Here is a 24826-nt window from a genome sequence, read left to right on the forward strand (position 1 = left end):
GCCGGGATGGGGCCCTGTTCACATCGCCGGAACCCCGCCGGATTTGAACTGCCCGGATGAAACGACGCCCCCTCCTCGCCTCCGCCGCGCTGGGCCTGTTGCTCGCCGGCTGCCATCCCGGTGACGCCACGTCGGCCGCAGGCGCCACGAAACCGCCGCCGGCGTCGGCGCACGCGTCGACGGCCCTGCGCGTAACCCGCATCGCCGCCGGCCTCGAGCATCCCTGGAGCGTCGCGGTACTGCCGGACGGGCGCTTCCTGGTCACCGAGCGGCCCGGCCGGCTCCGCTACGTCGGCCGCGACGGGCGCATCTCCGCACCGGTGGCCGGCACGCCGAAGGTGTGGGCGGAGGGCCAGGGCGGCCTGCTCGACGTCGCACTGGCGCCCGACTTCGCGACCAGCCACCGCATCTACCTGACCTATGCCGAGGCCGGTCCCGACGGTACCGCCGGCACGGCGGCGGGCTACGGTCGTCTCGACGGCGAACGGCTCAGCGATTTCCGCGTCATCTACCGCCAGCAACCGAAGCTCGAGGGGCCGAACCACTTCGGCTCGCGCATCGCCTTCGATCGCGACGGCCACGTCTTCATCAGCCAGGGCGAGCGCTTCCAGCGGATGCTGGCGCAGGACCTGACGAAGCTGCAGGGCAAGCTCGTGCGGCTGAACCTCGACGGCAGCGTGCCGGCCGACAATCCGTTCGTGGGCCGCAAGGACGCACGCCCGGAAATCTGGAGCTACGGGCATCGCAACGTGCAGTCGCTCGCGACCGATCCGCGCACCGGGCGTCTGTGGGAAGCCGAGCACGGCCCGCGCGGCGGCGACGAGATCAACCTGCCGCAGCCGGGAAAGAACTACGGCTGGCCGATCGCGAGCCACGGCAAGGACTACTCGACGCCGTTCCCGTACCCGGAGACCAAGGGCACCGACGTGCCCGGCATGGAATCGCCGTACCACGTGTGGATGAAATCGCCGGGCCTGTCGGGCATGGCGTTCTACACCGGGCACCCGCGGTCGAAATGGAACGACAGCCTGTTCCTCGGCGCCCTCGCCGACCGCTGCCTGATCCGCCTCAAGCTCGACGGCGACCGCATCGTGTCGGAGGAACGCCTGCTCGAGGACCGCAAGGCGCGCATCCGCGACGTGCGCGTGGGGCCCGACGGTGCCGTCTACGTACTGACCGACGACGAGAACGGCGAGCTGCTGCGCCTGGATCCGCCGGCCTGACGTCGGAGGCGTGACGCCGCCCGCCGCCCACAGCGGCGCCGGGGTGTCAACGTCGACGCGGTTCCGGGCGGCGTCCACAATCGCCGGCCCGTAATCCGCACGACGCCGAACGCCCATGCAGGACCGCAGCACCGCGCAGCACATCGCCCGCCGCATCGCCGAGGAGATCGGCGCGCAGGCGCGACAGGTCGAAGCGGCCGTCGCGCTGCTCGACGAAGGCGCGACCGTTCCCTTCATCGCGCGCTATCGCAAGGAAGTCACCGGCGGGCTCGACGACATCCAGCTGCGCGAGCTCGAGTCGCGACTGGCCTACCTGCGCGAACTGGAGGACCGCCGCGCGCAGGTGATCGCCAGCATCGAGGAACAGGGCAAGCTCACCGACGAGCTGCGGGCCGACCTGCTCGCCGCCGACAGCAAGGCGCGGCTGGAAGACCTCTACCTGCCGTACAAGCCCAAGCGCCGCACGCGTGCGCAGATCGCCCGCGAGGCCGGCCTGGAGCCGCTCGCCGACACGCTGCTGGCCGATCCCTCCCGATCGCCCGAGGCGGTGGCCGCCGCATATGTCGGTGCGGACAAGGGCGTCGCCGATTCGAAGGCCGCGCTCGACGGCGCACGCGCGATCCTCATGGAGCGCTGGGGCGAGGACGCGTCGCTGGTCGGCGAGCTGCGCGAGTGGCTGACGCAGAACGGCGTCATCCGCTCCAAGGTGATCGAAGGCAAGGAGAACGATGGCGCGAAGTACCGCGACTACTTCGACCATGCCGAGCCGCTGGCCAAGATCCCGTCGCACCGCATGCTCGCGTTGCTGCGCGGGCGTCGCGAGGAATTCCTGCAGCTCGATCTCGACCCCGGCAAGGACGCGGACGCGGGGCACCTGCTCGCGACGGGTCGCGTCGCGAAGCACGCGGGCATCCGCAACGAGGGCCGCCCCGCCGATCAGTGGCTGATGGACTGCGCGCGCCTGACGTGGAAGGCGAAGCTGCACCTGCACCTGATGCTCGACCTGATCGCGCAGGCGCGCGAGAAGGCCGAGGCCGAAGCGATCGACGTGTTCGGCGACAACCTCAAGGACCTGCTGCTGTCGGCGCCTGCCGGCCCGCGTGCCGTGCTGGGCCTCGATCCGGGCCTGCGCACCGGCGTGAAGGTCGCGGTCGTCGACGCCACCGGCAAGCTCGTTGCCACCGACACCATCTATCCGCACGAGCCGCGACGCCAGTGGGACCAATCGCTGCACACCTTGCGGGCGTTGTGCACGAAGCACCGCGTCGAGCTGATCGCGATCGGCAACGGCACGGCGTCGCGCGAGACCGACAAGCTCGCGGGCGACCTCATCAAGCTCGCGCCGGAGCTCAAGCTCACCAAGATCGTGGTCAGCGAGGCCGGCGCGTCGGTGTATTCGGCCTCCGAAATCGCATCGCGCGAGTTCCCGGACGTGGACGTGTCGCTGCGTGGCGCGGTGTCGATCGCGCGACGCCTGCAGGATCCGCTCGCCGAGCTGGTCAAGATCGAGCCCAAGGCGATCGGCGTGGGCCAGTACCAGCACGACGTCGACCAGTACCGCCTGGCGCGCGCGCTCGACGCGAAGGTCGAGGACTGCGTGAACGCGGTCGGCGTGCACGTCAACACCGCGTCGGCCGCGCTGCTCGCCCGCGTGTCCGGGCTCAGCGCCACCGTCGCCGAGAACGTCGTCCGCCATCGCGACGCCAACGGCCCATTCCGGTCTCGCAAGGAGCTGCTGAAGGTGCCGCGCCTCGGCGACAAGACGTTTGAGCAGTGCGCGGGCTTCCTGCGCATCGCCGACGGCGACGAGCCGCTGGATGCGAGCTCCGTGCACCCCGAGGCGTATCCCGTCGTCGAACGCATCGTCGCGGCCACGGGCAAGCCGATCCGTGCGCTGCTCGGCGATGCGCCGTCGGTGCGCGGCCTGAAACCCGAGCAGTTCGCCGACGACCGTTTCGGCGTGCCGACGGTGCGCGACATCCTCAAGGAGCTCGAGAAGCCCGGCCGCGACCCGCGCCCCGAGTTCAAGGCCGCGCGCTTCGCCGACGGCGTCGAGGACATCAAGGACCTCAAGCCCGGCATGGTGCTGGAGGGCGTGGTGACCAACGTCGCCGCGTTCGGCGCGTTCGTCGACATCGGCGTGCACCAGGACGGCCTCGTGCACATCTCCGCGCTGTCGAGCACGTACGTGAAAGATCCGCGCGACGTGGTGAAGGTCGGCGACATCGTGAAGGTGCGCGTGCAGGAGGTGGACGTGCCGCGCAAGCGCATCGGCCTGACCTGCCGGCTCGACGACACCGCGCCGCGCGCGCCGCGCAGCGATCGCGACGGTGCGCGGCCGCCCGCCACGCCACCGGGCGCGCCCAACGATCGCGGTCGCGCGCCGCCGCAGGCGAAGCCGCAGCCGGCGTTCGGCAACAGTGCGCTGGCGGACGCGTTCGCGAAGGCGAAGAAGGCACCCTGAACGCGGCGCGTCAGAACAGGCCGGGCTGCGTCTCGGGCGGCGACGAGTAATCGAGCCGCCCGTCTACGATGCGCGCCGCGCCCGTGTACGGATGCGCCTGCACGCCCCCGCCGGACTGCAGGTGCAGCACCGTCCAGCCGCGCGACTTGAAGTCGTCCGAGATCAGCGAGCGGTGGCACCGCCACCACACGGCCTCCGCGCACATCACCGCCGTGCGCTTCGTCGTCGCCAGCGACGCGAGACGCTCGCGCGCGTGCCGGTAGGGCTGCGTCTCCATGTAGTCGGCATAGCCCCGGAAGGCCTCGTTGCGCCACGCGGTGTTGTGCGAGTCCCTGCGCGGGCGCCGGCGGCCGCCCAGCTCGCGCATCGGCACGTACTCGATGCCCGCCTTCGGCAGATCGACGGCCATCGCGTCGCTGTTGAACTGGGGGTGCCGACGCGAGCCGGCCAGCAGCCGCACGTCCGCGATCGCCTCGATCCCGCCCGCGTGCAGGATCGCGACGAACGCGTCCCACGGATGCGTCGAATGGCCGACCGTCCACAGCGTGCCCGCGTGTTCCATCGCGACAGGCTGCACGGCCCGCGATGAAGCGGCGTTGACGGCACTGCGCCTAGGCTGCGCCGTCCCAGGGAGACTTTTCATGTCCGAGCAGACCACCGGCTTCGCGCGCACCGCCCAGATCCTGAAGTTCATGCTCAAGTACCGGAGCGCGGGCATCTTCAGCGGGCTGGACCAGGACGCGATGCTGCAGGACGTCGAGGCCGAGGCCGACCGGCAGGAAGCGCCGCACGGCCGGCCGGAGGAATTCGTCGACGATCTCGAGGCGCTCGGCCCCACGTTCATCAAGCTCGGCCAGGCGCTGTCGACGCGCCCGGACATGGTGCCGGGCGAGTACATGGCGGCGCTCGAGCGCATGCAGGACCGCGTACAGCCGCTGGACGTGGAGACCGTGCGCCAGGTGATCGAGGAGGAACTCGGCGTCGGCGTCGGCAAGGTGTTCACCGAATTCGACGCCGAGCCGCTGGGCAGCGCATCGCTGGGCCAGGTGCACCGCGCCGTGCTGCGCGACGGCCGCGAGGTCGCGGTGAAGGTGCAGCGGCCCGACGCCCTGGCGAGCGTCCGCACCGACCTCGACGCGCTCCGCTCGATCGCCAGCAAGATCGACCGCGGCACCGACATGGGCCGCCGGCTGAAGTTCGGCGACTGGGTCAACGAATTCGGTCGCACGCTGCTGGCCGAGCTCGACTACCGCCTGGAAGCCGAGAACCTGCAGCGCTTCGGCGAGCGACTGGAGGCCTATCCGCAGCTGGTGGTGCCGCGCCCGGTCTGGAGCCTGTGCGGCAAGCGCGTGCTGACGATGGACCTCGTCCGCGGCCGCAAGGTCACCGACATCACGGGCTTGCAGCGCACGGAGCTGCATCTCGCCGATCTCGCCGGCGCATTGCTCAAGGGCTACCTCGACCAGGCCTTCGTCAACGGCGAGATCCACGCCGATCCGCATCCCGGTAACCTGCTGCTGACCGACGACGGCCGGCTCGCGATCTTCGATCTCGGGATGATCGCCCACGTGCCGCCCAAGCGCCGCGACCGGCTTCTGAAACTGCTGTTCGCGGCCGTCGACGGCCGTGGCGAGGACGTCGCCAACGAAGGCGTTTCCATCTCGACGCGGCTGGAGGACTTCGACGAGGAGCGCTACCAGCGCGAGGTCGGGCAGCTCGTCTCGCAGTACGCGGCGCGTTCCGGCGGCCGCACGGTGTCCGAGGGCCGGCTGGTGCTCGACCTCACGCGCATCGCCACCGCCTGCGGCCTGCGTACGCCGCCCGAACTCAGCCTGCTCGGCAAGACGCTGCTGAACCTCGAGTCGATCTGCGACGCACTCGATCCGGACATGGACGCGAAGGACATCGTCCGCGACCACCTCGAGAACGTGATGCGGCAGCGGCTGCGCAAGTCGCTCTCGCCGGCCGGCCTCGCCGGCGAGCTGATCGAGGTGGAGGGCCTCGTGCGCGAGGCGCCGCGCAAGATCAGCAACCTGCTGACGCTGCTGTCGGAGAACCGCCTCCAGGTGCGGCTGGACGGGCTCGACGACTCCAAGCTCATGGAGAACATGCAGAAGATCGCCAACCGGATCACGGTCGGCCTGATCATCGCCGCCCTGCTCGTGGCTTCGGCGCTGATGATGCGGGTCGACACGGGCACCCGCCTGTTCGGCTATCCGGCCGTCGCCATCGTCATGTTCATCATCGCGGCGCTGCTGGGGCTGTTCGTCGTCGGCAGCGTGCTGCTGACCGATCACAAGGCCCGTCCGAAAGAGGAACGCGGCCTCCACTGACGGTTCAGCCTGAATGGCCTGAACACCGGCCGCTTGCACGCGGATTTCACCGGGCTAACCTGTGCGGGAAGCTTCACCGGGACTGCACGTCCCTGAAGCGCCCGCTACCGGGGTTCCGTGCCCATGCGTCTTTCCGTCGCCCTGGCTTCGGCCATCGCCTGCTTCCTGCCCGCCCTTTCGCCGGCCGAACCGAACGTCACCATTCGCACGCCCGCCGTGCTGTCGCCGGTGCCCGCCGCGCCGAAGTCGCTGCAGCAGGCGCCGGCGTTGTCGCTGGCGTCGCAGCTGGCCGCGCTCGCGCCCGGTGCCGACCCTAAGGTCATCGACCTGGCGCTGAAGGCGCGCGAGTGCGCGATCGACAACGGCGATGCCACCGGCCAGGGCGAGAAGCTCGCCGTGATCGACTACTCGATGCCCTCGACGCAGAAGCGCCTGTGGATCTTCGACCTGAAGAGCCCGCGCGTGATCTACAACGAGTACGTGGCTCACGGCCAGGGCAGCGGCGAGAACTACGCGCGCGCCTTCTCGAACAACGACGGCAGCCACCAGACCAGCCTCGGCCTGTTCCGCACCGCCGAGACCTACGTCGGCAACAACGGCTATTCGCTGCGCATGGACGGGCTCGACAAGGGCTTCAACGACAACGCCCGCTCGCGTGCGATCGTCATGCACGGCGCCTGGTACGTGGACGCCTCGATGGCCCGCAAGATGGGGCGCATCGGCCGCTCGCACGGCTGCCCGGCGGTGCGCGCCGACATCGCGCACGAGATCATCGACACGCTGAAGGGCGGCCAGTTCGTGTTCTCGTACTATCCGGACAACAAGTGGCTGCACGAGTCGCGCATCCTCGCCTGCGCGTCGCGGCACGACCGCACGATCGTCGCCAGCCGCTGAGGCGGTACAACGGCGACACAGCGACGGCCGGGCGCTCACGCCCGGCCGTTATCGTTGGCGCATGACGAACGCGCCTGCCCCACCGCCCCGTCGCCCGTTGCTCGCCGCGCTGTCGCGCCTGGAGGACGGCATCGACGCCGTCCGCGATCGCCTGCTGCCGCGCCGTCCCGGCCACATCGCGGCCTACCGCGGCTGGGGCGACGACGCACGCGTGGACCTGATCGGCCGGGTGCTGGCCGACGCGCCGCAGGGCGGCCCGGGCGAGAACGACTCGCGCTGGCGCAACCTGCGCCATTCGGTCCAGCGATTCACCACCGACGAGGTGCGACGGCAGGCACTGCGGCTGCGACTGGACGCCCACGACGCCTTGGCGGTCACTGACGGCGAGGGCTACTACGCCGCCACGCTGCCCGGCATGCGTGCGCCGGACGGGCTGTGGGGCGCGGCGACGGTGTCGCTCGACGACGGCCGCCTGGAGACGCCGCAGCCGGTGCTGTACGTGCATGCGGACGCGGGCGTCGGCGTCATTTCGGACATCGACGACACGGTGCTCGACAGTTCGATCACCGACTGGAAGACGGCCGCCCAGCTCACCTTCCTGCACAACGCCCGCACTCGCAAACCGCTGGTGGGCGCCGCCCTGCTCTACCAGGCGCTGCAACAGGGCATGGACGGCCGCGGGCGCGTGCCGGTGTTCTACGTGTCGAGCTCGCCCTGGAACCTGTACGACCTGCTCGAGGAGTTCATGGCGCTCAACGGCCTGCCACCCGGGCCGATGTGCCTGCGCGACCTAGGCCTGGACGCGGGGATGTTCATCAAGTCGCCCGGCCACGGGCACAAGCTCGAACGCGCGCGCCAGCTGATCGCGCGCTTCCCGCGGCTGCGCTGGGTGCTGCTGGGCGATTCCGGGCAGGCGGATGCCGAACTCTATGCCGAGGCCGCGCACGAATTCGGCGAGCGCATCGCCGCGATCTACATCCGCGACGTCGACCCCGACCGCGACTCCCCGCTCGATACCGCCGTCGATGCGCAGATCGCGCGCGTCGCCGGCACCCGCGTGCCGATGTTGCGCACGCGCGACAGCCGGGCGATCGCCGACCACGCCGCGTCCATCGGCCTGATCCGCCCGGACTGGCTCGGCCCGATCGAGCGCGAGGTGATGCGCGACGCGGGCCGGCCGACCCTGGCCGAGGCCGCCACCGAGGCGGCCGTGGCGGGCGAACGCGGCCCGGACGCGCCGGTCGGCTAAAATCGCCGGCTCCCTTCGCTGCATTGCCTGCCGATGTCCTCGCCTTTCGGCACCGAGACCGTGCTCGACGTCCGCCACTGGACGGACGCCTACTTCAGCTTCACCACCACCCGCGACGACGGCTTCCGTTTCGACAACGGGCAGTTCGTGATGATCGGACTGGAGGTCGATGGCCGTCCGTTGATGCGCGCGTATTCGATCGCGAGCGCCAACTGGGAAGAGCAGCTCGAGTTCTTCAGCATCAAGGTGCAGAACGGCCCGCTGACCTCGCGCCTGCAGCACATCAGGCCGGGCGACACCGTGCTGATCGGCCGGAAGCCGACCGGCACCCTGCTGATCAGCGATCTGCACCCCGGCCGCAATCTCTACCTGCTGGGCACCGGCACGGGTTTCGCGCCGTGGCTGTCGATCATCAAGGATCCGGAAACCTACGAGCGTTTCGAACGCGTGATCCTGTGCCACGGCGTGCGCTCGGCGGCCGACCTCGCCTATCGGGACTACATCGTCAACGAGCTGCCGCGCCACGAGTTCCTCGGTGAGCAGATCGCGCAGAAGCTGCTGTATTACCCGGCGGTGTCGCGCGAGCCCTTCGACTTCGGCGGCCACGACCACCGCGGCCGCCTCACCGACCTGATGGCGAGCGGCGCGATGATGGAGCAGCTCGGCATCGAGCCGCTCGACGCCGAACATGACCGCGCGATGATCTGCGGCAGCCCGCAGATGCTCGCCGATTTCCGCGCGCTGCTGGATTCGCGCGGCTTCACCGCCGCGCCGCGCATCGGCACCGCCGGTCAGTACGTCTTCGAGCGCGCGTTCGTCGAGAAGTGATCAGGCCGGCGTCGTCGCCGGCATGCGTGCCGGCGTCGGCCCGTCGACCATCTCCAGCCGCACCTCGCCGCGCGCGCTGGCCGAGGCGAGATCGTGCACGAGCCCGGCGACGTCGGTGTCGGGTGCCACCTCGAGCACGCAGGTGGCGCAGTTGCGACCGCCGCCCTTGGACATGTACAGCGCGAGGTCGGCCACGTGCATCGCGTGCTGCCATTCGACGCCCGGGCGCAGCGGCGACATCACCGCGCCGATCGACACCGATATGCCGACCGCCTGCCCGCCGATGTCGATGGGACGCCCGGCAATGCACTGCATCACGCGGTCCGCGAGTGCGGACAGCGCATCGGCGCCCACGTCGGGCAGGATCAGCGCGAATTCCTCGCCGCCCCAGCGCACCACCGAGTCGTGCTGGCGCAGCAGCGCGCGCAGGCGGGTGGCCACCTCGACCAGCACGCGGTCGCCCGCTGCATGGCCCCAGGTGTCGTTGACGCGCTTGAAGAAGTCGATGTCGAGCAGCATCAGCCCCACCGGCGCGCCGCGGTGGCGCGCCATCGCGGCCTCGCACCAGCGCCGGTTCGCCGCGCCGGTCAGCGGATCGACCATCGATTGCTCCGACAGCACCGCGACGTCGTCCGACAGCCTGCGGTTGTCGGTGCGCACGCGCTTCATCCACCGCACCAGCGGCACCACCGCGAGTGCCAGCATCACCGCGAGCGCGGCCCACAGGCGTTGCTGCCACGTGCGCGCCGACAGCTCGGCCTGCTTGATGCGGTTGGCCGCCGCGAGCCGGTCGATCGCGCGCTGGCGCGCCTGCGCGTCGTAGCGCTCCTGCATCTCCACGAGCGTCTTGTCGCGCTCCTGCCGGGTCAGCTCCTGCTGCAGGCTGGCCACCGTCTCCAGCGCCTCCAGCGCCTCGCGGTAGCGCCCGGCGAGCTTGTAGATGCCGACCAGTTCGCCGGTCATGCCGATCACGTCGCCGCCCGCGTGCAGGTGCTCGGCGATGTCCACCGCCTCCCGCACCATTCGCAGCCCGCCCTCGACGTCGCCGAGGTGCGCCGTGGCCACGCCCGCGTTGGTCAGCGCATACGAGCGGCTGCGGCTGTCGCCGCTGGCGGCGGCGAGTCGTTCGGCCTGCTGTGCGTAGTCGAGCGCGCGGGCGTAGTCGTGCTCCATGAGCCAGTGGTCGGCGAGGTTCGACAGGCTGACCGCCTCGAACTCCTCCATGCCGCGCTGGCCGCGCGACAAGCGGAGCGCCTCGTCGAGCGCGGCCGCCTGCAGCGCGCTCTTGCCTGCGCGTCCGAGCGCGTTGGCCTCGTTGAGGCGCAGCGACGCCATCGCGTAGGTGAAACCGATGCGGCGCGCGTCCGCGTAGGCACGTCGCGCGATGGTTTCGGCGCGGCCGTAGTCCGACAGGCTGGTGGTCATCGCGACCAGCAGGGCCTGCGCGCGCAGCCGGCCGGCCTCGTCGCCGGCCTTCTCGGCGAGGTCGGACGAGGCCAGCGCTTCGGCGATGCCGGCGGCGAAGTTGCCGCGGATGTTGTACAGCCGCGCCTGGGCGTAACGGAACGTCTGCGCGACGTCCGCCGACGATGCGGGCAGCGCGGCCTCGACATCGCGCAGCAGGCGCTCGGCCTCGTCGGGATCGCGCCGGGTCAGCGCGTCCTGCGCACGCAGCAGCGTGGCGTCGATCGCGCACGGCCGGCAGCGTTCGGCGCGCGCCATGGCGTCCAGCTCCGCGAGCGCGCGGCTCGCCGCCGCCACCATCCCCGGTTGGCGCGAGCTGACGGCGAGCGTGGCGATCGCGACGTGGTAGCGCTCGCGTTGGGCGAGCGGCGCCGAGCTGCCCGGGCGGTCGCTGGCGGCCTCGAGTCGCTCGATCGCTTCCGCGGCCGAACGGAATCCGTGCTGGCGCTGGTCGCGCAGCACGTCGTCGACGCGTTCGCCGGCAATGGCGACGGCGGGCATGACCAGCAGAAGGACGAGCGCGGACGCTTTCATGGAACGGCTATCGGCCCGGAAACGCCCGGCTTGAGCGCGGTGGCGCCGCCAACCTTGCGGTCGCCCGCGCTAGTGCGGGCCGCGTACCTCCATACGCTGCAGTTCGGGTTCGACGCGCGCGAGCGTCATCGAAAGCTGCCAGAAGAACAGGGCCACCACCGCCACGATGATCACCGCCCAGAACGCCCGCCGCCGATGCCAGGTATGGATCGGCGGCGCGAACGCCGCGAGTGCGAGCAACGCGCCCACGACGGTGATGGCGTCGAAGCTCGCACGCTGCCAGTAGCTTCCGCCCAGATGCAGCCACATGCCGAACTCGTCGAACGTCAGCGCCAGGCCCACGCCGTAGAGCGCGGCCAGCAGGTCGAGCCGGCGCCCCGCGACGGGGGGCGCGAACAGCAGCACGGCGCCCACGAACGAGAGCAGGAAGATCCCGTAGTTCAGGTGGTGGACGTGGGTGCCGCCGAGATGCAGGTAAAGGTCGGGGATCGCCCTCTGCATGATCAGCAGCACCAGCAGGCGCGCGGAAGCGAACGCCACCACGAAGCTGGCGAGGACGATCCGCGGAAGGCGCCTTCTGCTCATGGCCCTCGTCTTACGCCGAAACAGAGCCGCAGCTCTTACGCCGAAACAGAGCCGCAGCGGACGCCGTGCCGCTCGCCGCGGGGGCTGCGGCCACCTCGCGCGGTTAACCTGCGCGGCGCTAGGGTCGCCGTCCGGTCCCGATGACGCGGCCACGGAGGCCAGGCGCATGAACAAGCCCTACAGTCACGACGAGCTCGAGCAGAAACGGAACTACGAGGCCGGGCGCAAGGCCATGAAGCAGGCCGATCCGGAGCGGCAGCGGCACCCCGAGCCGCAGCATGCACCCCGCCCTGCCACCGGCAAGCGAAAGCCCGCCGAACGCCATCATTGACCGACGGCCAGTCCCCGGCGCCGTGGCTCAGGCCGCGGCCGCCGCTTCGCCGCGCAGCGCCGCCCGGTAGCGGCGGCTGCACGGCACGGTCGTGCCATCGTCCATGACGATGCGTGCGTCGCCCGAGTCGATCGGTTCGATGCGGTCGATGCGGTCGAGGTTGACCATCCAGCTGCGGTGCACGCGCCGGAACCGCGTCGGGTCCAGCTTCTCCTCGATCTGCGCCATCGTGCAGCGCAGCGGGTAGTCGCGGCCCCGCACATGCAGGTTGACGTAGTTGCCGGCCGCCTGCAGCCACTCGATGTCGGCCGCCGGCACGAGGAATTCCTTGCCGAGCTTGCGTACCAGGAAGCGCTCCGGGCGGGCCGTCGAGTCGTTCGCCGGCGCATCGTCGGGCGGCGCGAGGAGGCTGGCCTCGCCCTGCAGGCGGCGCAGGAACAGGCGGTAGGCCTCGATGGTGAGCACGGTCGAGGCGAAGCCGCGCACGTCCTTGAGGTACTCGTAGGCGCCCTGCACGAGCCAGTTGCCGAAGTCGTAATCGCCGCCCACGGCGGCGTAGGCGGCCTCGCGCAGGGCGACCATGCCGGCGACGTGCAGCGCGGACCAGACCACGCTGACCAAGGCGTATTCGCCCAGCCGCCGCTTCCAGCCGTCGAACTGGATCGGGCGGGCCCGGGTGAAGGCCACCACCAGCGGGACCAGCAACAGGCTGACGAGGTTGCTGCTGATCTCCCACACGGCCGGCTGCCACGGCTCGATCGCGAGGTGCACCCGGCGCACGTCCATGTTGACGGTGATGCTGTTGGCCACCGCATTGACGAGGAACAGCCCGATCCAGAAGCCGTATTCGATCCACGGTCGCCAGGGCTGGAAGCGCGTCCAGTCGGACGCGGCGGGTCGGGTGGCCTCGTTCATCCGCGCATTGTCACCCGGCGCGCCGCAGCGGGCCGACGCGCCCGTCCCGCGGGTCCACCGCTCGTCCCCGGGACGCCCCGGGCGGTCACATCCGACGGCTTGCCGCGGACGACCGCGACGCAGGCTGGCTCACCGCCACTCCGGACCTCCGGCATGACCCGACGCCACGACATCGACGCCCTGCGCGCCCTCGCCTTCGCGCTGCTCATCCTCTACCACTGGGGAATGCTGTACGTCGGCGACTGGGACTGGCACATCAAGAGCCCCCACACCACCGACTGGCTGCAGATCCCGATGCTGGCGGTGAACCGCTGGCGGATGTCGCTGATCTTCCTGATCTCCGGGGCATCCGCCGGCTTCCTGCTGGCACGCGGCGGCGGCCTGTCGTTCCTCGGCAAGCGCACGTGGCGCCTGCTGCTGCCGCTCGTGTTCGGGATGCTGGTGATCGTGCCGGTGCAGCCGTACGTGCAGGGCATCGGCACGGGCTACGTGACGCCGGGCTACCTGGACTTCCTCGCCCGCTACTACCAGTTCCGCCCCTGGCCCGCGGGTGCGTTCGACGGCGACACCAGCGGCCTCACGTGGAACCACCTCTGGTACCTCGCCTACCTGTGGACGTACACGGTCGTGCTGGCGCTCGCCCTTCCGCTGCTGCGCTCGAACGGCGGCCTGTGGCTGCAACGCCGCCTGACGTGCCTGCGCGGATGGGCGCTGCTCCTGCTGCCCGCCCTTCCGATCGCGATCGAGACGGTCACCCTGCAGGGCCGCTTCGAGGACACAGGCGATCTCGTGCACGACGGCTACCGCAACGCGCTCTACTTCACCGTCTTCCTCTACGGGTTCTGGCTCGCCCGCGACGTCGCGGTCTGGGACGAGCTGGCGCGGCTTCGCCGGCGTGCGCTCGGCTGGGCGGCGGGTCTGTGCGTCGCCTACCTCGGCCTCGCGCTGTCGCTGCCGGACGATCCGGGCACGGTCTGGCAGTCGATCGTGTGGACGCTGCGCAGCTTCTACGTCTGGGCGGCCATCGCCGCGGTGCTCGGCTGGTCGAAGGCCTGGCTCGATCGCCCCTTCCCGTGGCTCGGCTGGGCCAACGAAGCCGTCTACCCGTGGTACGTACTGCACCAGAGCCTGATCGTGCTGCTCGCCTACTGGCTCATCCCGCTGCACCTGCCCGCCGGGCTCGAGGCGCTGGCCGTGCTGGCCGGCACCGTGGCCGGTTGCTGGCTGGGCTTCGCGCTGATCCGCCGACTGCCGCCGCTGCGGCCGCTGTTCGGGCTGAAATGGGCGCCGCGCGACGCCTCGCCGCGGCCGGCCGTCGCGCCGGTCGCCGCATGAAGCGACCGGCGCCCGCGAAACGTGCTGGCGCTACTTCGCGGACGGGATCCGCACGGGCTCGGCGAACGGTGAGATGCCGAGCGCCCGGTCGATCTCGGCGGGGTAATAGGCCGTCTCACCCTTGATCACCAGGGCGACCTTGCGCAGGTCGGCGATGTTCGCGGTCGGGTCGCCGTCCACGAGCACGAGGTCGGCGGTCCTGCCCGGCGCGATCACGCCGCGATCGGTGGCACGCGCGACGGTCGCGGCATTGAAGGTCGCCACCTGCAGCGCCTGCGACGGCGTCAGCCCGGCCTGCACGTAGAGCTCCAGCTCGCGCTGCAGCGTGAAGCCGGGCATCTCGTCGGTGCCCGCGAGGATCGGCACGCCCGCCTTGTACAGGCGACCCACGAACTCGACCATCTTGTTGAAGGACTTGTCGTAGCGCTGGAACGTGGCGTCGTCCGGAATGTCCATCTCCGCGGCCATGCGGCTGCGCGTCACGTCGGGCGGCAGGTGGTCCGCGACCGGCGCGATGATCGGCGACATCGTGCCGTCGCGCTGGTGGATGAACTCGAACGTCGCCAGCGTCGGATCGCTGGCGATCTTCTTCTCCGCCATCAGGCGGATGAAGTCCTGCACCGGCTGGCTGTCGAAGTCGAGGTCGGCCACCTTCTTCGCCGGCAGGTAGAAGCGCTCCAGCGTGCGCGTGTCGGTCGTGTCGTCGACGAGGAAGTTGAGCATCAGCTGGTTGATGTGCTGGACCTCGTCGTAGCCGTCGTCGATCGCGTCGCGTGCGCGCAGGAACGCCGGGATGTGCCCGCTCACGCGCAGCCCTTTCGACTGCGCGTAGGCGACGGTGTCCTTCAGCACCGCCTTCGGGAACGAGTTGTAGATCTTGATCTGCGGGTAGCCGTGCGCGGCGTACCAGTCGACCGCCTTCTTGGCCTCGTCGAGATCCTTGATGACGAAACCGTTGCGCGCCGACATCGCGCTTTCGCCTTCGATGAAGCCCGCGGGCACGATGCGCGGCATCAGCAGCGTGCCGGCCTTCTCCTCGGCGATGATCTGCTGCAGCGACGCGTTGTCGTTGCCCATGTCGCGAACGCTGGTCACGCCCGCCGCGAGGTTGAGCCCGCCGTCCCAGCGCGTGACGTGCGCATGCATGTCCCAGAGGCCCGGAAGCATCACGCGGCCGCCGCCGTCGATGCTGCGATCCGCATCCGCCCGGGCGTTCGACGCTGGGGTGATCGCAACGACGCGCCCGTCGCGCAGCAGCACGTCGCGCGGCGGCAGGAGCGTCGCGGCCACGCTGTCGAACACGCGCACGTTGCGGATCAGCGTGGTGCCGGGCATCGGCCTGGCCAGCTGCGATTGCAGCGCGGCCAGCATCTCGCCTTCGGCCTTCTTCTGCCGGGCTTCGAGCTGGGCGCCGCTGGCTTCCCAGCCTTCCGGCAGCATCTGCAGGAAGCCCGGCGCGATGAAGGCGAAGAGGCGCGGCACCGCGTCGTCGGTGAACCAGCCGAAGTTCGGAGTCAGGCCCTGCCCGGTCAGCGCGAGCAGCCGCACCGTCCTGCGGTGGTCGCCGTTCGCGACCGTCTCGCGCGCGACCTCGCGCATCGTCAGCACGCCGCCCGGCACGAGCGGCAGGCGGCCGTCCGTCCGCCTCGCCAGCGCCGCGACCGTCGCCTCCGTCGCGGCGGGCGTGCCCGCGAGGGGCGCGTACTCGGCGACGCCGCTGACCGTGCGGCTTCCGCGGTCCGCGGTCGTCTTCCATTCGACGCGGTCGCCGGTGCGGCGGTACGACTCGTCGACCTTCGCCCCGAACGTCGAGGTGCCGGTCACCCGGTAGCGCGCGAAGGTGCCGTCGGGCGCGAGCTCGAACTCCTCCTTCATCTCCGGGCCGCGGCCGTTGTCCTTGAACACGAATTCGCTGCGGACGACGCCATCGTCGCCGCGCGTGGTGACCTGCTGGCCGGCCTGCTTGCCGTTGTCGACCAGCACCACCCAGCGCTGCGTCTCGGCGCACCACGCGGGAACAGCGGGGAGCAGCAGCAGCGCGAGTGCCAGGCGGCGGGCGAGCGGTTTCATCGGCGTATCTCCTCGGCGCCGGCGCGGCGCCCGCCGAGCCTAGCGCGCACGCGGCGGACCGCCGTCGCCGGTCGTCGCGCCGCCCGCCGCGGCGCAAAAAAACATGCCGCCCGGAGGCGGCATGCCGGTACGACGGACGCGCGCGCTCAGTGCTTCGGTTCGGACACCCCGCGCACGAGCTCGGCGGTCTTGCGGTCGCGGCCGCTCAGCGCGATGTCGGCCTGCGCCACCACGCCGCAGAGACGACCGTCCGCGTCGACCACCAGCAGCCGGCGGATCTGCTCGTTCTCCATCAGCTGGATCGCATCGGCCAGGCTGCTGTCCACGCCCAGCGTGGTGACCGGGCTGGTCATGCAGTCCTGTGCGGTGCACTGCTGCGGGTCGCGCCCTTCGGCGACCACGCGCAGCGCGACGTCGCGATCGGTCACGGTGCCCACCGGCCGGCCGGCCGCGTCGATGACCGGCACCAGGCCGCAGTCGTTCTCGAGCATCAGGCGGGCGACCTCGCGCACGGGCGTGGCGGCCTGGCAGCTCGCCGGGTCGGGGGTCATGACGCTGCGGATGTCCATCGAAGGCTCCTCTCTCGAAGTGAAGGCGGCCAAGGTGCGGGCCGGTCGGTCGCCCAAGCGTGAAGTCGCACGCGTTCGGCAACCGTATGGCTTTCGTCATGGGCGGGTAAAGCGACCGTCGGTTAACCTGCCGCATTCACTCCGTCGAGGCTCCCCCATGAAGCATCCTCTCGCCCTTGCGCTCGCGATCGCCCTGACGACGATGGCCGCCCCGGCGGTCTCGCATGCCGCGAAAGCCCCCGCGCCCGCCAAGAGCCAGAAGTCCAACGTGAATCCCTTCCTCGCGCCGAGCCCGCTGCCGCTCCACTACCCGCAGTTCGACAAGATCAAGGACACCGACTTCGCCCCGGCCTTCGACCGCGGCATGGCGGAGCAGCTCAGGGAAATCGACGCGATCGCCAACAACAAGGCGAAGCCGACCTTCGACAACACCATCATTCCGATGGAGAAGAGCGGCCAGGTGCTGCGTCGCGCGCTGACCGTGTTCGGCAACCTGGTCGGCGCCGATACCAACGACGCGCGCAACAAGCTCGATACCGAGTACTCGCCGAAGCTCGCCGCTCATAACGACGCGATCTTCCTCAACCCGAAGCTGTTCGCCCGCGTCGAGACGCTCTACAACCAGCGTGCGTCGCTGGGCCTCGATGCGCAGGGCCTGCGCCTGGTCGAGAAGTACTACCAGGACTTCGTCCGCGCCGGCGCCAAGCTGACCGACGCGCAGAAGGTGCAGCTGAAGTCGATCAACGCGCAGATGGCCAAGCTCGGCACGCAGTTCAGCCAGAACGTGCTGGCCGAGCGCAATGACCTCGCCGTCGTGGTCGACAGCAAGGCCGAGCTCGCCGGGCTGCCGGACGAGGCCATCGCCGCCGCCGCCAAGGCCGCGAAGGACCGCAAGCTCGAGGGCAAGTACGTCATCGAGCTGCAGAACACGACGATCCAGCCGCCGCTGACCTACCTCGACAACCGCGCCCTGCGCGAGAAGATCTTCAAGGCGTCGATCTCGCGCGGCAGCCGCGGCAACAAGTGGGACAACACGGGCATTGTGTCGCAGATGGCCAAGCTGCGCGCCGAGAAGGCCGCGCTGCTGGGTTACCCGACCTACGCCGCCTACGCGCTCGAAGACCAGACCGCCAAGACGCCGGAAGCCGTCAACGACATGCTCGCCAAGCTGGCGCCGCCCGCGGTGGCCAACGCCAAGCGCGAGGCCGCCGACCTGCAGGGGATGATCGACAAGGAACAGAAGGCCAAGGGCCAGCCGACCTTCAAGCTCGAGCCGTGGGACTGGGCGTACTACGCCGAGAAGGTGCGCCAGGCGAAGTACAACTTCGACGAGTCGCAGCTCAAGCCCTACCTCGAGCTCGACAACGTGCAGCAGAACGGCGTCTTCTTCGCCGCCAACAAGCTGTACGGGCTGACGTTCAAGGAGCGCAAGGACCTGCCGGTGTACGAGCCCGACGTGCGCGTGTTCGACGTGTTCGACAAGGACGGCAAGCAGCTCGCGATCTTCCTGTCCGACATGTACGCGCGTCCGAGCAAGAACGGCGGTGCGTGGATGAACTCGTACGTCGACCAGTCGGCGCTCACGGGCTACCTGCCGGTCATCGCCAATCACCTCAACATCCCGAAGCCGCCGGAAGGCCAGCCGACGCTGCTGTCGTGGGATGAAGTGACCACGATGTTCCACGAGTTCGGCCACGCGCTGCACGGCATGTTCTCGAACGTGAAGTACCCGTACTTCTCGGGCACCAGCGTGCCGCGCGACTTCGTCGAGTACCCGTCGCAGGTCAACGAGATGTGGGCCGATTGGCCGGAAGTGCTGGCGAACTATGCCAAGCACTACCAGACCGGCGCGCCGATGCCGAAGGAACTGCTCGACAAGGTGCTGGCCAGCAGCAAGTTCAACCAGGGCTTCACGACGACCGAGTACCTCGGCGCCGCCCTGCTCGACCAGCGCTGGCACCAGATGCCCGCCGCGCAGGTGCCGGACGCGAAGGGCGTGATGCCGTTCGAGGCCGCCGCGCTCGCGAAGGACGGCGTCGACTTCTACGCCGTACCGCCGCGTTACCGCACGCCGTACTTCAGCCACATCATGGGCGGCTACGCGGCCGGCTACTACGCCTACATCTGGTCGGAAGTGCTCGATGCCGACAGCGTCGAGTGGTTCAAGCAGAACGGCGGCCTGACGCGCAAGAACGGCGACCACTTCCGCGACACGCTGCTGTCGCAGGGCGGCAGCCAGGACGCCATGGTGCTGTTCCGCAACTACACCGGCCGCGATCCGTGGATCGAGCCGCTGCTGAAGCGCCGCGGCCTCGACACCACCACCGACGACAGCAAGGCGCCGGCCGACACCACGCCGCCGGTCACCGCGCCGACGAAGTAAGCGTCGCGGCGTCGCGTTCAACGAAACCGCCCGGAGCGATCCGGGCGGTTTTTCTTCATCCGCGGACGGCGCTCACCGGGCACCGCCGCCGAATGCGGCAATCTCGGCCATCCGTTCCGTGGAGATGACGACGATGACCGCTCGTAACCGATCGACGCCCCGTCCCCTTGCGCCCGCGCGCCTCGGGCTCTGCGGTCTCGCGGCGAGCCTCCTGCTGGCCGCCTGCGCCCCATCCGCGCCCCCTGCTGAGCATGCGGATGCGACACCGCCGCCGGCGGCGGGCGAGCCGAGCGCGACCGCGACCGCGTCCGACACGCCCGCGCCCGCCCCGGCCCCGCCCGCGTCGGACGACGGCGCATCGCGCGACGCAGCGCCGGCGCCGCGCGAGTCGCTGCCCGAGCCCGGCCCGGCGCCGATCAACTCGCCGCAGGCGGCCGCCACGGCGGTCGAAACGTACTTCGCGCTGCTCGACGCCGACCGTACCGCCGATGCCGACGCCAGGTGGGGGGATGCGGCGAAGGCGGCCGCGTTCCGCCGCGACTTCAAGGCGCTCGGCGAGTACCACACCGAAGTGGACGCGCCGGGCGGCATCGAGGGCGCGGCGGGCTCGATGTACGTGACCGTCCCGGTGCGGTTCGTTCCGGCAGCGAGCGTCGCCAACCCGCGTCCGCGCATGGGCGAAGTCGTCGTGCGCCGCGTCAACGACGTGCCCGGCTCGACCGAGGCCCAGCGTCGCTGGCACATCGAGCGGATCGACGTGGCGATGACGCCGAAGTAACGGGCAGGGCGGCGCGGCGTGGCCGACGGTCGCGCAAACGAAAACGGGGCCCGAAGGCCCCGTTCTCGCGCTCGTCGACGGTCGGTCAGCGACGGTCGGCGGCGCTCGCGTCGCGCGCCGCGCGGAACTCCGACTCCTGGCCCCAGTTCGGCCACTGGTTCGAGTTGGCGAGGTCGCGGCCGAGCGAATAGAGCATCTGCAGGTCGCGCGCCATGCCCTTGAACGTCCAGCTGGCTTCCCATTGGTCGGCGGGCTGGTGGTAACGATCGGCGGTGTAGGCCTTGTCCGACGCTTCCGCGGCCGCGACGCCGCCTTCCACCCAGTCGTTGCCCGAGCCGTAGGAGATGGCCGGCACGCCGCGCTTGGCGAACGGGAAGTGGTCGGAGCGGAAGAAGTGGCCGGCCTCCGGATGCGGATCGGGGCTGTAGGCCAGGCCCCAGGCCTTCGCCTTCGCGGTGAGCCGGTCGAGCAACTCCACCTTCGCGCTGCCCGACGTCGTGAAGTTCTTCGACAGGCCGTGCGGATCGAGCGCGTCCATGTTGATGACGCCCACCGTCTTGCCCAGCGGATACACCGGCTTGGACGCGTAGTACTCGGACCCGAGCAGGCCCTTCTCTTCCGCGGTCACCGCGAGGAACACGACCGAGCGATCGGTGCGCGGCGCTTTCGCGAACGCACGGCCGAGCTCCAGCAGCGAGGCGATGCCCGTCGCGTTGTCGACGGCGCCGTTGTAGATGCGGTCGCCCTTGGCATCCGGCTCGCCGACGCCGAGGTGGTCCCAGTGACCGCTGTAGATCACGGTCTCGTCGGGGCGCTTCTTGCCGACCAGCCGGCCGACCACGTTCTGCGAGGTGATCACCTGGCTGTCGACGTCGTACTTCGCCGAGAACGTGGCGTCCTTGAGCGGTACCGGCTTGAAGCCGCGCGCCTGCGCCTGCTTCTTCAATGCATCGAAGTCGAGGCCGCTGCGCTTGAACAGGTCGACCGCGACGTCGCGCTGGATCCACGCCTCGAGCGCCGGATGCGAGGCCTTGGGATCGTCGCGCACCACGTCGAACATCGTGTTCGTGTTCGAGTTCTTGACCGTCGCCCAGCCGTACGACGCCGGCTCGGACTCGTGGACGATCAGCAGGCCCGCCAGGCCCTGGCGCGCCGCTTCCTCGTACTTGTAGGTCCAGCGGCCGTAGTAGGTCATGGCCTTGCCGCCGAAGTCGCCCTGGCCCGTCTCGAAATCGGGATCGTTGATCAGCACGACGCCGACCTTGCCCTTGAGGTCCAGGCCCGCGAAGTCGTTCCAGTTGCGCTCCGGCGCGTTCACACCGTAGCCGAGGAACACCAGCGGTGCGTTCTGGATCGACACGGACTTGTCGCCGTTCATCGCGGCGCGCACGGCGATCTGCTCGCCCTGCGTCAGCGATTGCGACTGCCCGCCCGCGTTCAACGCGAGCTGCGGCGCGCCCTTGATCGACGCGCGCAGAAGCGGCACCGGCTGCGTCCACGTGCGCTTGCCGTCCTTCAGGTCGCCGCCCGGCTGCAGGCCGGCGGCCTTCATCTGCGCGAGGAGGTAATCGACCGTCTTCGTCTCGCCGGCGGTGGCGGGACCACGGCCTTCGAACGCGTCGGACGAGAGCGTGCGGACGATCGACGAGAGCCGCTGCGGGCTGATGTCGGGCGACTTGGCGGCGTGCGCGGGCTGCAGCGCGAGGCCGAGCGCGACGGTGAGGACGGAAACGCTGAGCAACCTGGACAAGGCAGACCTCTTCAGGGGTGGACAACCGGCCGATGGTAGCAAGCGGCTAGACCCCGCCCACGCGGTCGCGGCCGTATTTCGCCGCGAACGCCTCCGGTTCGATGAACGCTTCGGTCCGGCCGCAGCGCCCGTCAGTGGAGGGGACGCCGCGGCGGCGGCAACGCTTCGCCGGATTCGAGCGGAAGACCCTCGCGCAGGCGGTCGGCATCCGAGGCGGGCACGGCCGGTGGGCGGGGCGGAAGACGGGGGTTGCTGCTGCGGGAACTCTGGGACATGGGGAGACGGCGTGCTGCGGGGGAGCCGCCTAGTCTGTCGCCCGGGGGTCTCATCCGGGGCGACGATACGGCCGCTTGGGCCGCCTGAATGCGGCTTGCTGAACGGATGAATGAACGCGACGGTCAGGTTCGCCATCACGCAGACGACGTTGGGCTCTAGTGGGCGGTCCGTTTCGATCCGGCGCGCTGCAGCGATGCCTTGCGCGCTGCGGAGGCCGCCGGTTTTCGCTTGGCCCCGGACGGCGCGGTCTTCTTTCCCACCGCCTTCTTCGCCACCGCCTTCTTCGCCACCGCCTTCTTGGCGATCGCCTTCTTCGCGCGCGGCTGCTTCGCCGTTTTCCCGGTCGAGGTCGGGCTGGCGCCCGCCACCGCGCCTCGGGCGCCGGAACTGGCCGCGTCCTTGCCTTTCGCGGCGGTCTTGCGGGCGCCCAGACCCGGCGCTCGACCGCCGCCCGCCGACGGGGCGGCGGTCTTCCGCGCCGCGCGCTTCGCGGCCGCTGTGCCCGCACCGCCCGTGTCGAGCACGACCCAGGTCGGCGCATGGTCGCTGGCACCCGGCTGGCCGCGGACCCAGCGGTCGACGCCCGCGTCCTTCAGCAGCGGCGCGAGCGTCGGGCTGAGCAGCAGGTGGTCGATGCGCAGGCCCGCATCGCGCTCCCAGTGCTTACGGAAGTAGTCCCAGAACGTGTAGATGCGTGCGTCGCCGTGCACGGCGCGGATCGAGTCGGTCCAGCCCTGCGCGAGGAGCTCGAACCAGGCCTCGCGGCTCTCGGGCTGCAGCAGCGCGTCCTTGCGCCACGAGGCCGGGTTGTAGATGTCGAGCTCATCGGTCGGCACCACGTTGAAGTCGCCGCACATCACGGTGGGCGCGCCGCCGTCGAGCAGCGTCTTCGCGCGGCGCTGCAGCTCCGCGAACCAACGCAGCTTGTACTCGAACTTCGGACCGGGCCACGGATTGCCGTTGGGCAGGTACAGGCAGGCCACGCGAAGACCGTGGACGTCGGCTTCGAGGTACCGGCTCTGGGTGCCGTCCGGATCGTCCGGAAGCCCACGCTGGCGTTCCTCGGGCTGCGTCCCGCGCGCGAGGATCGCCACGCCGTTCCACGACTTCTGCCCGTGCCAGAGCGCGCCGTAGCCCAGGCGCTCGACGTCCGCCTGCGGAAACGCCTCGTCGGGTGCCTTCAGCTCCTGCAGGCAGGCGATGTCGGGCTTCTCACGCTCGAGCCACTCGAGCAGCGCGCCCAGGCGCGCGCGGATGCCGTTGATGTTGAACGTCGCGATCTTCAACCGGGCCATGCGACCGATGCTAGGGCCGATCCGTGCAGGCCCGGTGAGGTCAGCCGAGCAGGCGTTGCATCAGCGCGAAGTAGAGGTCCGGAAGGCGCTCGAGATCGGCGACCGCGATGTGCTCGTCGACCTTGTGGATGCTCGCGTTCACCGGCCCGATCTCCACGCAGTGCGTGCCCAGCGGCGCGATGAAGCGCGCATCGGACGTGCCGCCGCCGGTGCTCTCCTCCGGCGGCGCGCCGGCGAACTCGGCCAGCACCTCGCGCGCCGCGCGGCGCAGTTCACCATCCGGCGTGTAGAAAGGTTCGCCGCTGCGGTGCCAGTCGATCGTGTAGTCCTGGCAGTAGCGCGCCAGCATCGCATTGCACTCGTGCTCCAGCCGCGCCGCCGTCCAGTGCGGGTTGTAGCGGAGGTTGAACAGCACCTGCAGTTCGCCGGGAATGACGTTGTTCGCACCGGTGCCCGCCAGCACGTTGCTGACCTGCAGGCTCGTCGGCGGAAACGTCTCGTAGCCGTCGTCCCACCTGCGCGACGTGAGTTCGGCGAGCGCGGGCATCGCCTCGTGCACCGGATTGCGCGCCTTCTCCGGATACGCGACATGCCCCTGCACGCCGCGCACCGTGAGCGTGGCCGACAGCGATCCGCGGCGCCCCACGCGCAGCAGGTCGCCGAGCACGGCCTTCGACGACGGCTCCCCGGTGATGCACCAGTCGATGCGCTCGCCGCGCGCGCGGAACGCGTCCGCCACCTTACGCACGCCGTCGATCGCCACGCCTTCCTCGTCGGACGTCAGCAGCAGTGCGACGCGGCCGCGATGTGCGGGGTGCTCGCGCGCGAACCGCTCGAGCGCGACCACGAATGCGGCCACGCTGCCCTTCATGTCGGCCGCGCCACGGCCGTACAGCAGTCCGCCGCGGATGTCGGGCGTGAACGGGTCGCTGGACCAGGCCTCGACCGGCCCGGGCGGTACCACGTCGGTATGCCCCAGCAGGACCAGCGTCGGCCCCGTCTCGTCGCCGACGTGCACGGCCCACAGGTTGTCGACGTCGCCGAAGCGCATCGATTCGCAGTGGAAGCCGGCGGCCCCGAGGCGCGCGGCGATGAGCGCCTGGCAGCCGGCGTCGTCCGGCGTGAGCGAGCGCTGCTCGATCAGCGCGCGGGTCAGGTCGAGGACGTCGCTCATGGAGTCTCCCGCGCCTCAGCCGATGCCGAAGCGCTTCTTGAAGCCGTTGTCGGTGAAACCCTGGGAAACCGCACCGTCATCGGTGACCACCACCGGTCGACGGATCAGCTGCGGATGCTCGCGAAGCAGCAGCTTCCACTCCGCATCAGAGCCCGGAGTCTTACGTGCCGGCGGCAGGCCGCGCCACGTGGTCGACGACTTGTTCACCATCGCGTCCCAGCCGCCGAGCGCGTCCTTCCACGCCACCAGCGTCTCCGGCGACTGCCGCACGTCGCGGTAGTCGACGAAGTCGTGCGCGACGTCGAAGCGCTTGAGCCAGTTGCGCGCCTTCCGGCACGTGTCGCAGTTGGCCAGGCCGTAGAGCGTGGTCGCCATG

Annotated in this window: 20 protein-coding genes; 10 read left to right on the forward strand and 10 right to left on the reverse strand. The window is 70.3% G+C overall.

What is annotated here, in order from left to right; genetic code table 11:
* Positions 1-56 precede the first annotated feature (56 nt).
* Positions 57-1223, forward strand: coding sequence for a PQQ-dependent sugar dehydrogenase (locus E4F61_RS02630; RefSeq protein ID WP_133478062.1), 1167 nt, complete (start codon positions 57-59; stop codon positions 1221-1223).
* A gap of 115 nt (positions 1224-1338) precedes the next feature.
* Positions 1339-3687 carry a Tex family protein gene (locus E4F61_RS02635; protein WP_133478064.1) on the forward strand — a complete coding sequence of 783 codons (2349 nt, stop codon included), beginning with the start codon at positions 1339-1341 and terminating at the stop codon, positions 3685-3687.
* Between the two features lie 10 nt (positions 3688-3697).
* On the opposite strand, the gene E4F61_RS02640 is transcribed toward E4F61_RS02635, so the two are convergent.
* Positions 3698-4249 carry a DUF488 domain-containing protein gene (locus E4F61_RS02640; RefSeq protein ID WP_133478066.1) on the reverse strand — a complete coding sequence of 184 codons (552 nt, stop codon included), beginning with the start codon at positions 4247-4249 and terminating at the stop codon, positions 3698-3700.
* A 79-nt stretch (positions 4250-4328) separates the two neighbouring features.
* Here E4F61_RS02640 and E4F61_RS02645 point away from each other — a divergent pair, with 79 nt between their 5' ends.
* The 4 genes from E4F61_RS02645 to E4F61_RS02660 all read left to right on the forward strand — a co-directional run bounded on the left by E4F61_RS02645 (position 4329) and on the right by E4F61_RS02660 (position 8991).
* Positions 4329-6020 (forward strand): ABC1 kinase family protein, encoded by a 1692-nt coding sequence (locus tag E4F61_RS02645; RefSeq protein ID WP_133478068.1) that lies wholly within the window; start codon positions 4329-4331, stop codon positions 6018-6020.
* Positions 6021-6143: 123 nt separating this feature from the next.
* Positions 6144-6914 carry a murein L,D-transpeptidase catalytic domain family protein gene (locus E4F61_RS02650; RefSeq protein ID WP_133478070.1) on the forward strand — a complete coding sequence of 257 codons (771 nt, stop codon included), beginning with the start codon at positions 6144-6146 and terminating at the stop codon, positions 6912-6914.
* 61 nt (positions 6915-6975) lie between these two features.
* Positions 6976-8163, forward strand: a complete 1188-nt coding sequence (locus E4F61_RS02655) for an App1 family protein phosphatidate phosphatase (RefSeq protein ID WP_133478072.1) — start codon at positions 6976-6978, stop codon at positions 8161-8163.
* Positions 8164-8196: 33 nt separating this feature from the next.
* Positions 8197-8991, forward strand: coding sequence for a ferredoxin--NADP reductase (locus E4F61_RS02660; RefSeq protein ID WP_133478074.1), 795 nt, complete (start codon positions 8197-8199; stop codon positions 8989-8991).
* On the opposite strand, the gene E4F61_RS02665 is transcribed toward E4F61_RS02660, so the two are convergent.
* Complete coding sequence (locus E4F61_RS02665) at positions 8992-10989, reverse strand: GGDEF domain-containing protein (RefSeq protein ID WP_133478076.1); 1998 nt, start codon at positions 10987-10989, stop codon at positions 8992-8994.
* Between the two features lie 69 nt (positions 10990-11058).
* The gene (locus E4F61_RS02670; protein WP_133478078.1) at positions 11059-11574 is read right to left on the reverse strand and encodes a hypothetical protein; all 516 of its coding nucleotides are present in this window, start codon (positions 11572-11574) and stop codon (positions 11059-11061) included.
* Between the two features lie 166 nt (positions 11575-11740).
* Between E4F61_RS02670 and E4F61_RS14600 the strand changes: the two genes are divergently transcribed.
* Positions 11741-11905, forward strand: a complete 165-nt coding sequence (locus E4F61_RS14600) for a hypothetical protein (RefSeq protein ID WP_162301375.1) — start codon at positions 11741-11743, stop codon at positions 11903-11905.
* 27 nt (positions 11906-11932) lie between these two features.
* On the opposite strand, the gene E4F61_RS02675 is transcribed toward E4F61_RS14600, so the two are convergent.
* A complete protein-coding gene (locus E4F61_RS02675) occupies positions 11933-12820 on the reverse strand; it encodes a LytTR family DNA-binding domain-containing protein (RefSeq protein WP_133478080.1) in 888 nt (295 codons plus the stop codon).
* Positions 12821-12973: 153 nt separating this feature from the next.
* On the opposite strand from E4F61_RS02675, the gene E4F61_RS02680 reads away from it, so the two are divergent.
* Positions 12974-14155 carry an acyltransferase family protein gene (locus E4F61_RS02680; protein WP_133478082.1) on the forward strand — a complete coding sequence of 394 codons (1182 nt, stop codon included), beginning with the start codon at positions 12974-12976 and terminating at the stop codon, positions 14153-14155.
* A gap of 30 nt (positions 14156-14185) precedes the next feature.
* Here E4F61_RS02680 and E4F61_RS02685 read toward each other — a convergent pair whose 3' ends face one another.
* Both E4F61_RS02685 and E4F61_RS02690 read right to left on the reverse strand, forming a co-directional pair.
* On the reverse strand, positions 14186-16225 hold the full coding sequence (locus E4F61_RS02685) for an amidohydrolase family protein (RefSeq protein ID WP_133478084.1): 2040 nt from the start codon (positions 16223-16225) through the stop codon (positions 14186-14188).
* A gap of 146 nt (positions 16226-16371) precedes the next feature.
* Entirely contained in the window at positions 16372-16794 is a 423-nt protein-coding gene (locus E4F61_RS02690) for a CBS domain-containing protein (RefSeq protein ID WP_133478086.1), read from the reverse strand.
* A 157-nt stretch (positions 16795-16951) separates the two neighbouring features.
* Here E4F61_RS02690 and E4F61_RS02695 point away from each other — a divergent pair, with 157 nt between their 5' ends.
* Positions 16952-19177: a M3 family metallopeptidase gene (locus tag E4F61_RS02695; RefSeq protein ID WP_133478088.1), complete on the forward strand. Its 2226-nt coding sequence runs from the start codon at positions 16952-16954 to the stop codon at positions 19175-19177.
* 133 nt (positions 19178-19310) lie between these two features.
* On the forward strand, positions 19311-19955 hold the full coding sequence (locus E4F61_RS02700) for a hypothetical protein (RefSeq protein ID WP_133478090.1): 645 nt from the start codon (positions 19311-19313) through the stop codon (positions 19953-19955).
* An 85-nt stretch (positions 19956-20040) separates the two neighbouring features.
* Here the strand turns inward: E4F61_RS02700 and E4F61_RS02705 are convergent, their stop codons facing one another.
* From E4F61_RS02705 to E4F61_RS02720, 4 genes are all read right to left on the reverse strand, one after another.
* Positions 20041-21705: a M28 family metallopeptidase gene (locus tag E4F61_RS02705; protein WP_133478092.1), complete on the reverse strand. Its 1665-nt coding sequence runs from the start codon at positions 21703-21705 to the stop codon at positions 20041-20043.
* A 431-nt stretch (positions 21706-22136) separates the two neighbouring features.
* Complete coding sequence (gene xth / locus E4F61_RS02710) at positions 22137-23276, reverse strand: exodeoxyribonuclease III (RefSeq protein WP_133478094.1); 1140 nt, start codon at positions 23274-23276, stop codon at positions 22137-22139.
* Positions 23277-23316: 40 nt separating this feature from the next.
* Positions 23317-24450 carry a succinyl-diaminopimelate desuccinylase gene (dapE, locus tag E4F61_RS02715; protein WP_133478096.1) on the reverse strand — a complete coding sequence of 378 codons (1134 nt, stop codon included), beginning with the start codon at positions 24448-24450 and terminating at the stop codon, positions 23317-23319.
* A 15-nt stretch (positions 24451-24465) separates the two neighbouring features.
* Entirely contained in the window at positions 24466-24825 is a 360-nt protein-coding gene (locus E4F61_RS02720; protein ID WP_133478098.1) for a Spx/MgsR family RNA polymerase-binding regulatory protein, read from the reverse strand.
* Position 24826: the final 1 nt, after the last annotated feature.

This window comes from Cognatilysobacter segetis, assembly GCF_004359965.1.
Classification (GTDB): Bacteria; Pseudomonadota; Gammaproteobacteria; order Xanthomonadales; family Xanthomonadaceae; genus Cognatilysobacter; species Cognatilysobacter segetis.